Source organism: Aquimarina sp. RZ0, from assembly GCF_008370685.1.
GTDB lineage: Bacteria > Bacteroidota > Bacteroidia > Flavobacteriales > Flavobacteriaceae > Aquimarina.
In genome coordinates this window covers 1-14,264 of record NZ_VTZU01000089.1, presented here as the reverse complement: position 1 = coordinate 14,264, position 14,264 = coordinate 1, and the positions used below count along the sequence as shown (strand labels likewise).

Below are 14,264 nucleotides of genomic sequence, written 5' to 3'. Positions count from 1 at the left end.
TTTTTGTTTCCAATGTAAAGAGAAAGTCATATTTGAAATTCAGGGTTTAGTGTTTTATTTTTTTGACATTCCAAAAGGCTAGTGGTCATAATTTTGATAGCCTGATCCACTATTTTTTTGGTAATGATCAGTGGTGGAACTAATCGCATAACATTATTATAGTGACCTCCAACCTCGAACAATAACCCTTTTTGAAAACAAACCTTTCTAAACTCTTTTAAAAATTCTGGAAAAGGTTTCTTTGTATTCTTGTCTTTTACAAACTCCACACCGATCATAAGTCCCTTACCACGTATATCCCCAATACAAGAAGATATGGATTGTAAAATGTTTAGTTTATCGAACACATATTTACTAATCATTTCTACATGAGTCGCAATTTCATAAGCGTCTATAAAATCTAAAGCCCCCCTAGCAGCCGCAATACTTACCTGGTTCGCTCTAAAAGTACCTATATGAGACGCTTCCCCCCAAGCTTCAATATCTTTGCGATATATCAACCCTGAAAGAGGAAAACCAATACCACCAAAACCCTTGGAAAAAGTGATAATATCTGGAACTACATCAGAATTCATAAACTCCAGAAAAGATCCTGTTCTATAAAAACCACTCTGAATTTCATCTAAAATTACAATGACTCCGTGTTCTTGAGCTATTTGTGTAATTTTCTTAAGATATCCTGACTTTGGTAAAATATTCCCCCCTTCTCCTTGCAGAGGTTCTAGAATGATCGCTGCGGGCTTAACTACTCCCGAATGAGAATTCTCCAATATCCAGCTAAAATGATCAACACAATCATAAGAACAACTCGATACTTCCTTACCAAAAGGACAACGATAGCAATAACTATACGGAACAAAACTAACATTCGGAATAAGAGAGGTAAATCTGTTCCTAAAAGTCTTATTTGAGGTAACTGCCAAAGCTCCGGAACTCATCCCATGATAACCTCCGGTAAAGGCGATAATACCATCACGACCTGTTTTAATTTTAGCTAATTTAATTGCTGATTCCACCGCATCTGAACCTGTAGGACCTCCAAAGGATACCTTGTAATCATTTCTTAAACTAATGGGTAATCTACTTAGAAGATTTTCTATAAAATCAATCTTGTTTTCGGTTGGAAAATCCAACGCATGGATCAAATATTCTTGCTGTTCCTGGACATACTTTAAAACAAAAGGATTACTATGGCCAACATTCAAAACTCCACAACCCGCAAAAAAATCAATAAACTGATTGCCGTCTACATCTTCAATAATCGCACCTTGGGCACGAGCTATACCTATAGGCATAATCACCGGATAAGAAACAACTGCTCCTTCTATTTCTTTTTGCCTTTGAAGAAGATGTTTTGAGTTTTTGTCTGGGATATTCTTGGAAATAATTCTTGGAGCTTCCGTTAAATGAAAATCTGATAAATTACGCATATAATTTGTAGTTTGAATTCTTAATAGCTAGGGTAATCAGTATTAGGATATAAAATTTAGAGTTTTTAAACATGCTCTTAAAGTATCCCTAATAAATTTCCTCGATGCAAGCATACGAGATGTTTGTTTGAATTTCAGTGGACTTGATTGAAAACCTAAGGTTTTCAAAATTTCCTCCTGGAACGAGACAAGCCTCGGGGAATTAAACCCTCAGGAATTAAAACGTTCCCTTTCATGATTATTCAGAATCCTTAGTCTATCTAAGAATTTCTACAGAGAAGGAATTTGCAGCTAATGAGGTGCTATCTTTTCAAAAAAAGAATAAATGCAAATGAGACAATGATAAAAATAAAATGGAGAAATTAAATTTTTCATGTTTTAAAGAGTATTAGATATTTAAAAGTTATATATCAATAACAGCTTAAAACACAATATCCCTACTTTTTTATTCAGTTTTTTAGATATAAAGGAAATAACACCATTTACGAGATAATATTTCGTATATTTGAATATGGGCAAACACATATCATTTGAGGTATTATATGATTTACGAATAAAAATTTCGCATCTAATGATATTCTTTTTCTACTATATTTTCTTCATAAAATGAAACAATAGCTATGGCTATTCTTTAATTTGATTCATCAATCTAGCGAAAAATCCTTGCCATTATTTTTACGAAATTCTCACCCGTAAATCGTATTAGAGACTTCATTATAACTACGTTCTATGATTCGTAAAGAGTCAGATTCTAAGAATGTTTTACAATTACAATCGTTGCTTCATATAAAAGAAAAGACCTTTAAAAAGTAATCTGATTTATCAACTCATTTAGGTTATAATGTTCGAACCATGGAGTTATGGTTAAAAACATATAAACAGGAGGGTATTGAAGCTATGTTAATTGGTTCAAAACCTAGGAAGGCTAAAAAGCGTAAAATTACCAAAGCTGTTCATACTGGTTTATCCAAAAGGTTGAATGATAGCTATCAAGGTTTTGAGAGTTATGTTCAGACAGTAAATTGGGTTATAGAGCAATACGGTATTAGCTACCCATACAATACACTACGCGAATATATGATTGATGTTTTTGGTTGTAAAATCAAACAACCAAGAAAATCTCATATTAAAAAAGATCCAGAAGCTCAGGCTGATTTTTTAAAACTTACCAAATCTAATTTCTGAATTAAGATTAAGTCTAAATAAAGATATCTACGATTCAATAAATCTTTATTTTCAAGATGAAGCCCGTTTTGGCTTAAAAACCCAAGTAGGTACAGTTATCACGGCTAAAGCTGTTGCCCCTAAGGTTAAGAAACACATACCTCTATGGTGCGTATTCCCCAATCAATGGTGAGAGTATGGTCTTAGAGGTAGAAAATGTGAACAAAGAAATTTTTCATAACTATTTAAAACAATTATCAGAACATAAACCTAATGAGTTAAAAATAGTAGTAATTGATAATGTAGGATTTCATTCGACAAAAGATATGCTAATACCAAATAATATTAAACTCCTTAGAATACATGCCTGTTGCTGTAGTATATGAACTTGATGTGAGTAAATAATCCGTGTAGAGGTCAGCAAAATTCTCCATAGAAATACAAATATAGTAGTCAACAATTCAAATGTTAAAATTAAAAAATATAATCCCAATTTTGCGTAAGGTGAGTAAGTAAAACTCAACCAAAATACTCAATAAAACACTCTGAAATCGAAAACTTATGAATACAAAATACTGTAAAATCATCGTAACTAATCAGTTTGTTTTTTTCTAAATGTTGAATCATGCCTAATCCTACTTTGTCATCTTATGTTTTATATTTTTTCTGATTCCTTAAAAGCTGATTTATATACCTTTGATGCTGTTCCAAAATTAACTTGATAGCTAGTTGTGGTTCTTCTATTTTAGTTTTTATGCACAGGTTGACAATTTTCTTAATTGTAGCGGCAGTATATTTTTCTTTACTGTTTTTTAGTTTGACTTTAGTAATCAATAACATAGCCATCATACAAATTGCCATATGATTATGAAAGCCATGCCATCCTCTGATTTGATAATCTTCCATTCCTACTAAGTTTTTACCTTCTTTAAAAATTTGTTCTATCAATATCCTTTGTCCCTGTTTTTGAGCTAACTCTTTAATACGATTTGTGATTAAAAAATTCGTATAAATTCATTGAATTATTTTTTCTTTATGCAAGGCAAAAAAATCAAGCATAGCTATAGCTACGGTTTATTTTTTAAACGAAGTAGAAAGGAAAAAGAAACGATGAATATGCGAAATTTTTAGTTATAAATCGTATAAGATGGTCATCTTCCATATTTGTTAAAGAATATTTGGTTTTTCCATCCGCATCTTTTCTGACTACTAATATCAGATCCAGCCACCTATGATTGGTAGTCAACACCTGTACCTTAGTATAATGGAATTTTTCCTTTAGGATTCCTTTGGTGGACTTTCGGATATCAATTTTCTGAAAATCATCTTCTGATAAACTGACTATGTATTTATCCACCCTACATTTTTCATCAGGATCATAATTGAAATAAATCCGTTGATCACTTCGGATATCACCTATAAAATTAAGCTGTTTATCCACTAAATATTCCAATAAAAAAATAGCACTACCATAAAGTGCGTCAAAGTTTATATAATCGGATTTTACTCCTTTAGCCAGCGCATCTTCTATTATTTTCTTGGCTATTTCTGGTTTACTAAGATGCTTTTCTTGTTCAGGGATATTGCATTTTTCTCTCCTTATTGTATCAGATTCCCATTCCTTTGGCATGAACAAACGCATATCTATAAGGGTATAATATTCTGACTGTGAAAGTCCTACCGCTACAGCTATTTGACCATTATCTGTTTTTCCAATACAACCTAAATATTGCCTGGAAACACAGGCAGACATCTTACCTTTTTTACGAAAACCCACTTCATCAATCAATAATGCAGTAGGTGGGTTGCTCTGTAAAAACAACTCGGAAGAAGCTAAAGCTACTTGATACATCAATACTCTATAAGACCATAAATCGCTATTAACAAAATGATTAATACTTTGCTGATTCAGAGTTGACAAGTGATCTGCAATATATTGGCAATTAGCCTTCTTCTTCTCAAATTTGAAAAGTGATTGAAAATAATCGAAGGCATGTTGTCAATATGAAAATTTAACGACCTTAAATCGATCTGTGAATTTTGAAAAGAAAGAAGTGAACTCAGATTCAATAGAATCCAGAAATTTTAAAGTTTCTGAATCATTTTTTTTGGCGGGTGCTATCTAGTCTAGCCCACTTGTGTTTAATTTGTAATACTATATTATATGACTAAAATAAGGCGTTTACTATCATTTACTAAAATATTTCGCCTTCTTTTTATAAGATGACAAAGTAGGATTAGAGTAGGATCGTGTTCTCAAAAAATAAACATTATGTGAAATTTCTGATAGCCATATGATTTTTGTCTCAGAAATTTACTACAGGAACTCGCCCCAGGATAGTTATCACTTAAAGCCTATACTTCTTTATATCCGTACCTACAGCTTTAGTAATAGCTATAAATGCAGCCTGCATGCGTTTTTCTACAGTTTTGATGGATATATTAAGTTCGGTGGCGACCTCTTTGTAACTTTTTTGATCAAAACGATTCATAATCAAAACCTCACGTTGCTTAGTAGGTAATTTATTGATTGCTGCTTGCAAAGCTGTCAAAAAGTCTTTTTCTTCCATTTTATAATCTGGGGCTTCCATAATGGATACTGGATGTCTCTCTGACTCTATCTCTTTGGCATAGTTATTTCTTACTTTATTTTTATACAAACTATTGATATAAGTATTATTGGCAACTACAAAAAGATATCCTTTTACTTTGTTATAAGAGACTTTATATCGATTGTTCCATAACTTTAAAAAACTTTCCTGAGTGATATCCTTTGCTTTTTCATAATCTCCAAACCTGTTATATAAGAGTTTGCAAAGTTGGTCTGAATACTGGTTGAAAATATTGGTATATTCTTTCTCAATGGTCGGGAGTATGTTTACTTTCTGTTTCATCATTTTTTATTTTTTAAAAGACACATTTTATCTTCGAATCGAATAACTGCATGCTGCTGGTAAATCTTTACAAAGTTCTTTAATTTTTTTAACGATTTTTTTAACAATTTTTTTCATTTTTATCTCTATTTATAGATAATTGACAACTGTACTACTCTGTACTACTCTATAAAGACAGTTAAAAAGCTTATACACCCTATCAATTTGATAAAAAAATGTATAATGGTTAAACTAAAGTTTTAACCCGGATTATTCATCGAGATTCATTTGTTTTTCAAAACGATATGAATTACAAGGACTTACAATGGTTGAGGAGTGAAATAATATAGCCCAAATTTAGGCTACTTCAAGATTTTATAAAAATCAATAATATCAAGTGATTTCATATAGTTTCATTAAAAACCATGAATAAACCCAGGTTAAGGGTGTCAAAACTATACGATTCTGTGTATTCTGTGAAGCTATGCATACGGGATTTGCACTTAGCCCTCTTATCTATGATTGTACGAAGTAGGTTTTCTCAGAACAGTGAGGGCATTCACCTTCTTTGTTGTTCAGAATCTCACGTCTGGAGATAACAACCAATCCGCGAATGAATAGAACTATTGATTCGTTGTGTAAAACATTTTGATATTTTTGATACTACAAGTGAAGCTTCAGAATTGACATATAATTTTGAAAATCAATTTATTATCACATAAAAACATGATATTACCTGTAGTTACAAGAATAAAAAAAGGCATTTCTCCAGAGTAGCTAGGGTTAAAAAAATCCTATCTATATTGAAGGTAGAAATGATAACTGCAATGTTAAAACCGAGCAATTAGCCACTCATCGAAGAATCTTTGATGTAGTATTTGATAAAGAGCTATACCCTAACCGGGCACATATAGATACTGACTCTTATTGTAAAGAAGTGGTGAGTTTTTTTAACAGTAAAAACTTATTTAGCATTCGGGCGAATCAATCAAATACACTGCTTGAGGTAGCTTCTGTGGGCGAGAGGTGGAGTACATCTACTGATTTGGTTTTCAAGACATACAAGTAACTTATTTAGTCTATCTTTTTGGCGATGCAGTACATCGAATGGTTCCCTACAGAGTTCCTAATAAAATAAATTGACACGATCACCAAAGATGATTTCAATTATTATGTTTAGCATCACCAATGATTGGGATATAATTAAAAAACAAGTCATTGAGTTCTATAACCAACGGGAGTTAGCGAAAAAGTAGTTGACATCCAGAACAATAATTTTAACTGGAAGTATTTGTCACATAGCTTTTTAGAATAAAACACAGTCTATTAGATTAGTATGTCAATGGCACATATTATTTATAAATGAATACTTTCTATATTCAGTGAATTTATTAATGAACTGACTAACGCTTCTCATTTGAAGAAATTTATTTTTCGGTTTGTTGCTCTGGTGACCAAAACCATCAGAAGTGAGTCCATATTTTTTTTAGTTTTTCTGATCTCTAACTAATCTATTAATTGCTGCAGATATAGTTCTCTTTCATACGTATTTCCATTGCTTGTTATGCCCTGAGGCAAGAGACCTCCATGATTTTTGGCATAGGCAAGCAGATAAGGTGTTTTGATTTCTGTAAGCATCAGGGTATGTCTTGCACTAATCAGGATTTTCATTACCTGATCAAAAAAACGAATCGTAATCTTAGTATCAATTGTTTTTAAGGATTGATAATGACTTACCGCATGTTGATACCCTTCCTGTATTTGTTTATTAGTTGCAGTATTACTAATACCCAATACTTTATAAAAATCAATGTGATAAGGTTTCATTTGTTTTATTTTTTTAGTTTACTGAAAATATTTATTAACTCACCTTACACACAACTATTTTGAAAATTTAGCACCAGTGTTAACAAACGTGTATTTATTTGTTTTTCATAATATTACACATTAGACTTATTGGTTTTCCTAATTCTAGATAAACCTATTTTGATCGCTGAAAACACAGAGAATGTTATTTTTTTAAGAAGAAGAGATTTCTCAACAGGTTTTTTAATGAAAACAAGAAAAAACTTCTCTAATTGTGTAAGGTGAGTTAATAAAATTTCTATTCAATTCTATTGAACACTTGCTGTCCATCATTTTCTTGAGTGCTCAACAGAAGAATGGCATATCCAATTCATTGACTAACAGCTCCTTGATTTTAGATACGATTACCCCTGTTCTTTTTAGGAGTTTTAGGAGTATTAGGAGTATTAGGAGCTTTAGGTCTATAAGCTCTTGGATACCTTTTATTCTATCTCCTGCATTAATTTGATCTTTTCAGGTATTCTACCTTGGTTTGCTTCATTATTTAACATCGGTTTTGTAGCCTTTGATAGGTCTAATGGTTTAAGTGTTGGTCTTCCCATATTATTAATTTTTAAATTATTAATTATTATGTATTATATATAAAATGACATGTCATACAAATCTGTTTAGATCGTATTGTAATCTTCTATTTTTAGTAAACGTTATCAAAATATAACGAGTGCCAGATTTTACAGGTCGTCCACCATGCTTATGTGTTATTCTGCCAGGATGTGCAATTATAGATCCAATTTCTGAAGGATTGATTACTTTATTAAATTTTGGAATAAAAGTGCCTCCTCCTTCAAAATCATCATTCAATCGTAGATTCATCGTAATTAGTGATCCGTCGTGGTGTAGATTAAGGCTTCCTTGATTATGAATATCATATTTTACAATAAAATTTTCACTATCTAAATAAAGATATTGGTCATTTAAATCCCAAAACTTTTTCCAAATCGGATAGACAAACTCTTCTAACACTTTTTGGTAGATGCTGTTCATTTTTAAGGTAGACAGCTCTTGATCTGTAGTAGGGTAGCTACCATGCCTGTCTGTCAACCAGGTATTTTGTTCTGCAAGTTGTATTATTTCATCGCAGAACTGTTTTGTAAACAAAGGAAACTCAATTATATCTGTATCTATTTTATCAATCATCAACTCCAATTCTCCTCTAAGGACAATAGGGTTAATATATGATGAGCACCAGGTATACCAGTTTCTTGTATTTGTTATGTTCAATTTTTTTGAATTATTTTCCATTGTTACTTGTATTACTTACTATTATTATATCACATTTTAGTATCCACCTATACTATCATAGATATGTATTTTTAAAGAATATTGATCACCAAAATCCAATGGATATTCCGCATGTCTATGTGTAACAGAACCAGGATAGCAAATTGCCCAACCTATTTTTTTGGGTGTTATTGTTTTATTTAGCCTCGGAAAAAAAGTTCCTCCACCATAAAAGTCTTCATTTAATCTAATAGAAAGACTTAAAAAACAGTCATCATGATGTAAATTAGAAAATGTCTTTTTTTGACTATCGAATTTTTCAACATCTGCTCTGATAGCCATTTCACTTGCTGGCACAGTGTGCCAGAAGCTTTCAATAATTGGAACTATAAATTGAGATAATAATGATTTGAAAGAATGGAAATCAATATTTAATGTTTCAAAACTTTGAAATTCAGGAGCAAATTTTGGATATTCAATCCAATCATGTTTTGATACTAAATCAAGAAGATCCTGACAGAATTTTTCTGTAAATAAAGGGAATTGAATCACATCTTCAGCTACTTCCTGTACCAATGCTGATCCGAAATTTTTTAAAATTAAAGGATCCACATATCGCTCACACCATAGCTTCCAGTCAGATATATCCAAAAGAGTATTTTCAATTACCGGATTTTCAAGGTTGTTATTAAGCCAATTATGATCTTTTTTTATCTCCTGTCTTTCTTTCATTATATAAGATGATTCTTCTGTATCACTTCCAATAATATTGGGATCACCCGGAAATACAATGCTTTCATGCAAGGCATACGCTTGTAAAGATTTTTTAAATATCTTTTGTATATCTTCTCTTGGATGATCAATATACATTGCTGGTAAAAACTCATCACTAGGAATAATGTTACTTTCTAAATTCGATTTTAAAAGCTTCTCAATTCCCTTTTTGGATACGATATAGGCATATGCTCCATAAGAATAACCAGGAGCAACAATTTGCTCATTTATTATTTTTTTGTCCTTTTCTAATGGAATTCTACCTAAATATAATAGGTCCCACTTTGGATAATTGGTTTGCAAAAATTTTAATGCTTTATTTATCTGCTCAGAAAAATCATCTCTAAAAATCACATCATCTTCCAAAACCATAACATAGGGTACATCCTGTTTTACAGCTTCTTTCCAAGTATTAAGGTGAGATAAGCTACACCCCACTTCCCCTAATTTAAGAGGCCTGTTATAGTATCCGTTATTTGATTCATGCAGTTGCCAATCAAAACAGTTTATCGTGTCAAAATCATTTTCAGTTAATAAATTTCCGTCGCAGTCAAGACCTAAATCAGAGATGAATTGATAATCCAGGATTCTAGGAATTTTAGTGATGAGTTCCTTTTTTCTATCACCTCTACGATTAAGATTTACAATGTAAGTTTTAATTTTCATTACGTTAATATTATTTTTTTATAAAATGTAGTATGTTATAGTCTTTTTATCTTTAGAATTTATCCAAAAAAACTTATGTACTTACTTATTTGTTGAAAATAAGTATTTTTAAGAATTGTCAGGTTTCTTTAAATAATCCAAAAACATCTTTACAAACACTCTTATAAGATTTGTGATTAAAAAATTCGTATAAATTCATTGAATTATTTTTTCTTTATGCAAGGCAAAAAAATCAAGCATAGCTATAGCTACGGTTTATTTTTTAAACGAAGTAGAAAGGAAAAAGAAACGATGAATATGCGAAATTTTTAGTTATAAATCGTATTACAAACACTTGAATATCAGTGTACTTGTAACCTGAAACTATTGGTTTTTCAGTTTATACTCTTCTAAAAAAGATTCGACCTTGAAAATGGATATAGTAATCGTTTAATAATTAATGCTACTAGTAATTGCTTTCAGACCCCATAAATAAAAAACTTTTATCAAGAGTAATACAACCTAAAGAGTTAACTATTAATAAGTAAGTAAGGGCGTATACTGTTAAATAAGAACCTCTCACAAATCCTTAGAGAGGTTCTTGTTATCTTTTTAAAAATTATTTAATTTATCTCCTTCCAGGAGATTTGGGTCTGCTTCTCTGTCTGTACTTGTTACTTTTAGGAGAATATTGGTAATGAGTAGCAGTGTGTTTTGCGGTACTTTTTGGGCTATAAGGAGGAAGATTTAAAAGTTCTTCGAGACGACGACTTGCATTGGGAGAATTCCTTTGCAAACTTGCTTCAGTTTCTCTTAATGCTCTAGATCTAGGTGTTAGCGAACCATCATCATATGTGTGATAATGTGTGTCTGTGGCCCTCCCTTTATTATGCCTTCTTTGATCAGATGGAATAGTGAAATGATTATTGGGACTCCTACTTAAAGCCTGAGCCTGCTTTGCAGTTAAAGCTCCCGAATTCATAAGATTTTTTATCGACTGCCTACTTATTCCGTGACCTATGTGCATTTGAGGGTTGTTAACAGTTTCATCAAAACCAGGTATGTCGCTAATGATTGATTTAATTTCCTTAGATCTATTCAAATTACCTTTGGTTCTGTAATTGTCTACCGTTTGTTGAATTGTTCGACCGGGGCCTTTGCCGGGACCTTTGCCGGGTCTTCTATTACTACTGCTTCCTTGCTCCCTATTTGATCCTCTGTAATCCATTTTTACTTTATTTTAATTTATATTAAATGTTTGAAATTAATCCTAATACATTGAGCTCATAATGTACTACTGTAATAAAGACTGTTTTAAAATCAATTTGCCCTAAAAAAATTTAAGTCTACGATTGAATTGAAACCTTCTATAACTGCAGCAGTAACTATTCACCGGGTTGTATTGTTATCCTTTGATTATTTGGAATTTAGTTTAAAATTTCAGATTTTAGTGATCATAATGACAGACAAGGAACTTATCGCTCAACTTCTGGAACAAGTTACCATCTTGACTACCCGTGTCAAAGAACTGGAATTACGATTGTCTAAATATGAGCATCCAAAAAATAGTGGCAACAGTAGTGTTGCTCCTTCTCAAGACCCATTTAAGAAGCCTAAAACTCTCCGGAAGAAATCTTTAAGAAACCTGGAGGACCTCTTAATCATCTCTTCATCTAATCCGATCGTACTTACAAAATAACCCCGAGACCAAAAATGGTTACCCCAATATGGCTTTTGCTTTAATTTAGGATAAGTCTTGAATAATTTTATTGCAATCTTGCCTTTGAGAATACCCATGAATTCTGAAACGGATAACTTTGGAGGGATTGAACAAACCAAATGTATATGATCTGGCTGAATGTTTGCTTCCTGAATTTCAACATCTTTCCAACTGCAAATAGTTTGCAAATCATGTTCTACTAATGATTTGATCATCCCTTCAAGAATACGGAAACGATACTTGGGTGTGAACACAATGTGATAGTCGCATTTGTAGTATACGTGTGTTAATTTTCTATATTTACCCATCTTAAAAAGTTTTAGATGGTAAACCTAAAAATGGCAAAGCCTTTAAAACATTACCACCGTCAAAGACGGTGGTTTTCTATACTGAAATAAAGATTCTCGATTTGTTTGTCTCAGTAAAATTCAAAATTACAATTCACTCTATAACAAAGGATTAAATACTGTAAAACAAAAAAGAGCGTCTCCACGCTCTTTTTCTTCACACAAATCATCTTAATTTTTGTAAATTTCCCTAACCTCTTTATTTCAAGAGGTTAGGGGAATAAAATTTTAAAAAACTATCAATATCTATCAAAAACACCCCTTTAAAACCTCCCTCCAATGTTTTGCGATATGACAATTATTTTGAGTTCCAAAATGAAAATCATTTATCCAAAAAATTTACTCTTAGTGCAAATAGATATTCGTTTTTTTACAATTCAAAAATTAAGGATTACAGAACAAAAAGTCAGTGTTATTAATCGTTAAATAATTAATTGTTACGCTTTTATTATACATTATAAATAATTCTTAACCCGAAAAATTCACTGCTATAGCTAGAAAAAGGGTGTAATACCAATTTAATTATTATTTGACGTTTATTTTTGTTATATTAGTATATGGCAAAAAGATTATATTTTAAAGTAAATGAAGGGTTAGAAGAGTTAAAAAAGCTCCGTAAAAAACAAAGTAGTATCCATAAAGAGCGTCGCATATTATGGTTGATTTGGATGAAAGAAAATTCTTCAACAAATAGAGAAGAAACAGCTACAAAGAATGGAATTAGTTTACGAACTCAAGAACGATGGATAAAAAAATATCTATCAGGTGGAGTTGGAGGTTTGTTAACAGATGCTCCTAGTCAAAAAAAATCTAAGATATTCACTACAGAAATTCATGAAGCCTTAGTTAAACGAGTCCATTCTAGTGATAATCCATTTTTAGGGTATTGGGATGCTGTAGATTGGGTTGCCAAAGAGTTTGGAGTTGAAGTAAAATATCATTGGCTTAGAGCATATCTAATTAAACATTTCAAGACCAAGTTAAAAAGTCCAAGAAAATCACATTATAAAAAGGATGAGCAAGCAGTAAATGCTTTTTTAAAAACTACCTAATACCCTAGATAACATTAGATTAAGTCTGAATAAAAAGAGGTATGTTGATGTAAATCTATATTTTCAAGATGAAGCAAGGTTTGGTTTAATGACACATTTAGGAAAGTTTTTGACAGCTTCAGGAGTCAAACCAATTGTAGAATACCAGCATGTTTTTAAAACAACATATTTGTATGGCAGTTATTCTCCAATTAATGGTGATAGCTTTGTTTGGGAGATTAATGGTGTAAACACTACTATATTCGAAGCCTATCTAAAAGAGTTTTCTTTATACAAACCTAATGAATACAAAATTGTAGTGATAAATAATGCTGGGTTTCATTCTGTCAAAAATATTGAAATACCTGATAATATTTATCTTCTAAATATACCTCCATATTCACCCGAACTTAATCCCTGTGAACAGGTCTGGCAGTATATAAAAAATAGGTACAAAAATCAACGATTTAAAAATATGGAAGAGCTTAAAGATTGGCTACATCAATTTGTGAAAAAAATGGATAATCAACTTATAAAATCTATTACTTCTAATCATCATTATATAGATGCATTCTATGCGTCATTTAAAAAGTAAATTGGTATAAAGTGTTAAATTTAAGTGCATAATAGAAAAAATAACACTTTTGAATTTTTCGGGTTAAGTCTCGTGAACTGATTAATAATACGATTTATAACTAAAAATTTCGCATCTTATTTTCAATACTTTGGGAACTAAATAGGTAACCCTATTATTTTTATGCTTTTAGTATCAATTTTGATAAAGAATAGTCAATAAATTAGTATCAGATTTTTGAACGATATCCTTTTTCTAATATTTCTGCAGTTTCTGTCATTAGTTTGACTCCAATAGTATGTACATGTCTATTTCTCCAGTTTTCTAACTGTGTTCCTTTGACCCATTGATTAAACGAGCCTAAAGATGGACCTGTATGCACCTGAAAATCTACTTTATTTTCTTCTTTTCCCATTAAGGCTATGTGATTACTAAATCCAAAATACCACCTAAAAAGCAATGCCATTTTATGTTTGGGGTTTTGGTTTGCTTTCTTGGCTATTTCGGAGTGACCGTGCCACCTATTTCGGTCAAATGGTGCCACTTTGAGAGATACTGCAATTATAGTTAAATTTTATTATTATTGGTTTTTTAATTTTCCTTTTCTTAACGATTCACC

The 14,264-nt window shown here is 31.4% G+C and carries 15 protein-coding genes; 5 read left to right on the top strand and 10 right to left on the bottom strand.

The window, feature by feature from the left end; genetic code table 11:
- Positions 1 to 26 precede the first annotated feature (26 nt).
- A complete protein-coding gene (locus tag F0000_RS23395) occupies positions 27 to 1,430 on the bottom strand; it encodes an aspartate aminotransferase family protein (protein ID WP_149627150.1) in 1,404 nt (467 codons plus the stop codon).
- Between the two features lie 852 nt (positions 1,431 to 2,282).
- Here F0000_RS23395 and F0000_RS23390 point away from each other — a divergent pair.
- Together F0000_RS23390 and F0000_RS23385 are read left to right on the top strand one after the other, a co-directional pair.
- Positions 2,283 to 2,615, top strand: coding sequence for a winged helix-turn-helix domain-containing protein (locus F0000_RS23390; RefSeq protein ID WP_149627149.1), 333 nt, complete (start codon positions 2,283 to 2,285; stop codon positions 2,613 to 2,615).
- A 113-nt stretch (positions 2,616 to 2,728) separates the two neighbouring features.
- Complete coding sequence (locus F0000_RS23385) at positions 2,729 to 2,980, top strand: transposase (protein WP_188112242.1); 252 nt, start codon at positions 2,729 to 2,731, stop codon at positions 2,978 to 2,980.
- Between the two features lie 262 nt (positions 2,981 to 3,242).
- Here the strand turns inward: F0000_RS23385 and F0000_RS23380 are convergent, their stop codons facing one another.
- The 7 genes from F0000_RS23380 to F0000_RS23350 all read right to left on the bottom strand — a co-directional run bounded on the left by F0000_RS23380 (position 3,243) and on the right by F0000_RS23350 (position 11,201).
- Positions 3,243 to 3,542: a hypothetical protein gene (locus tag F0000_RS23380; protein WP_149627148.1), complete on the bottom strand. Its 300-nt coding sequence runs from the start codon at positions 3,540 to 3,542 to the stop codon at positions 3,243 to 3,245.
- A 133-nt stretch (positions 3,543 to 3,675) separates the two neighbouring features.
- Positions 3,676 to 4,527, bottom strand: a complete 852-nt coding sequence (locus tag F0000_RS23375; RefSeq protein WP_149627147.1) for a transposase — start codon at positions 4,525 to 4,527, stop codon at positions 3,676 to 3,678.
- A 415-nt stretch (positions 4,528 to 4,942) separates the two neighbouring features.
- The gene (locus F0000_RS23370) at positions 4,943 to 5,488 is read right to left on the bottom strand and encodes an RNA polymerase sigma factor (RefSeq protein ID WP_188112240.1); all 546 of its coding nucleotides are present in this window, start codon (positions 5,486 to 5,488) and stop codon (positions 4,943 to 4,945) included.
- Positions 5,489 to 6,973: 1,485 nt separating this feature from the next.
- On the bottom strand, positions 6,974 to 7,294 hold the full coding sequence (locus F0000_RS23365; protein ID WP_149627145.1) for a hypothetical protein: 321 nt from the start codon (positions 7,292 to 7,294) through the stop codon (positions 6,974 to 6,976).
- 633 nt (positions 7,295 to 7,927) lie between these two features.
- Positions 7,928 to 8,575 (bottom strand): hypothetical protein, encoded by a 648-nt coding sequence (locus F0000_RS23360; protein WP_149627144.1) that lies wholly within the window; start codon positions 8,573 to 8,575, stop codon positions 7,928 to 7,930.
- Positions 8,576 to 8,611: 36 nt separating this feature from the next.
- The gene (locus F0000_RS23355; RefSeq protein WP_149627143.1) at positions 8,612 to 9,994 is read right to left on the bottom strand and encodes a glycosyltransferase family 25 protein; all 1,383 of its coding nucleotides are present in this window, start codon (positions 9,992 to 9,994) and stop codon (positions 8,612 to 8,614) included.
- Between the two features lie 607 nt (positions 9,995 to 10,601).
- Complete coding sequence (locus tag F0000_RS23350) at positions 10,602 to 11,201, bottom strand: hypothetical protein (RefSeq protein WP_149627142.1); 600 nt, start codon at positions 11,199 to 11,201, stop codon at positions 10,602 to 10,604.
- Positions 11,202 to 11,330: 129 nt separating this feature from the next.
- On the opposite strand from F0000_RS23350, the gene F0000_RS27935 reads away from it, so the two are divergent.
- On the top strand, positions 11,331 to 11,672 hold the full coding sequence (locus F0000_RS27935; protein WP_188112243.1) for a DUF6444 domain-containing protein: 342 nt from the start codon (positions 11,331 to 11,333) through the stop codon (positions 11,670 to 11,672).
- On the opposite strand, the gene tnpA is transcribed toward F0000_RS27935, so the two are convergent.
- Positions 11,567 to 12,001, bottom strand: a complete 435-nt coding sequence (gene tnpA / locus F0000_RS23345; RefSeq protein ID WP_149627141.1) for an IS200/IS605 family transposase — start codon at positions 11,999 to 12,001, stop codon at positions 11,567 to 11,569. The genes F0000_RS27935 and tnpA overlap by 106 nt on opposite strands.
- Positions 12,002 to 12,597: 596 nt before the next feature.
- On the opposite strand from tnpA, the gene F0000_RS23340 reads away from it, so the two are divergent.
- Together F0000_RS23340 and F0000_RS23335 are read left to right on the top strand one after the other, a co-directional pair.
- A complete protein-coding gene (locus F0000_RS23340) occupies positions 12,598 to 13,092 on the top strand; it encodes a winged helix-turn-helix domain-containing protein (protein ID WP_149627140.1) in 495 nt (164 codons plus the stop codon).
- Positions 13,093 to 13,105: 13 nt separating this feature from the next.
- Complete coding sequence (locus F0000_RS23335) at positions 13,106 to 13,666, top strand: IS630 family transposase (protein WP_149627139.1); 561 nt, start codon at positions 13,106 to 13,108, stop codon at positions 13,664 to 13,666.
- 208 nt (positions 13,667 to 13,874) lie between these two features.
- Here the strand turns inward: F0000_RS23335 and F0000_RS23330 are convergent, their stop codons facing one another.
- Positions 13,875 to 14,189 (bottom strand): hypothetical protein, encoded by a 315-nt coding sequence (locus F0000_RS23330; protein ID WP_149627138.1) that lies wholly within the window; start codon positions 14,187 to 14,189, stop codon positions 13,875 to 13,877.
- Positions 14,190 to 14,264: the final 75 nt, after the last annotated feature.

Coding starts and splice junctions, on each gene's coding strand:
- F0000_RS23395 (WP_149627150.1), bottom strand. CDS start 1,430: ATGCGTAATTTATCAGATTTTCATTTAACGGAAGCTCCAAGAATTATT.
- F0000_RS23390 (WP_149627149.1), top strand. CDS start 2,283: ATGGAGTTATGGTTAAAAACATATAAACAGGAGGGTATTGAAGCTATG.
- F0000_RS23370 (WP_188112240.1), bottom strand. CDS start 5,488: ATGAAACAGAAAGTAAACATACTCCCGACCATTGAGAAAGAATATACC.
- F0000_RS23365 (WP_149627145.1), bottom strand. CDS start 7,294: ATGAAACCTTATCACATTGATTTTTATAAAGTATTGGGTATTAGTAAT.
- F0000_RS23360 (WP_149627144.1), bottom strand. CDS start 8,575: ATGGAAAATAATTCAAAAAAATTGAACATAACAAATACAAGAAACTGG.
- F0000_RS23355 (WP_149627143.1), bottom strand. CDS start 9,994: ATGAAAATTAAAACTTACATTGTAAATCTTAATCGTAGAGGTGATAGA.
- F0000_RS23350 (WP_149627142.1), bottom strand. CDS start 11,201: ATGGATTACAGAGGATCAAATAGGGAGCAAGGAAGCAGTAGTAATAGA.
- tnpA (WP_149627141.1), bottom strand. CDS start 12,001: ATGGGTAAATATAGAAAATTAACACACGTATACTACAAATGCGACTAT.
- F0000_RS23340 (WP_149627140.1), top strand. CDS start 12,598: ATGGCAAAAAGATTATATTTTAAAGTAAATGAAGGGTTAGAAGAGTTA.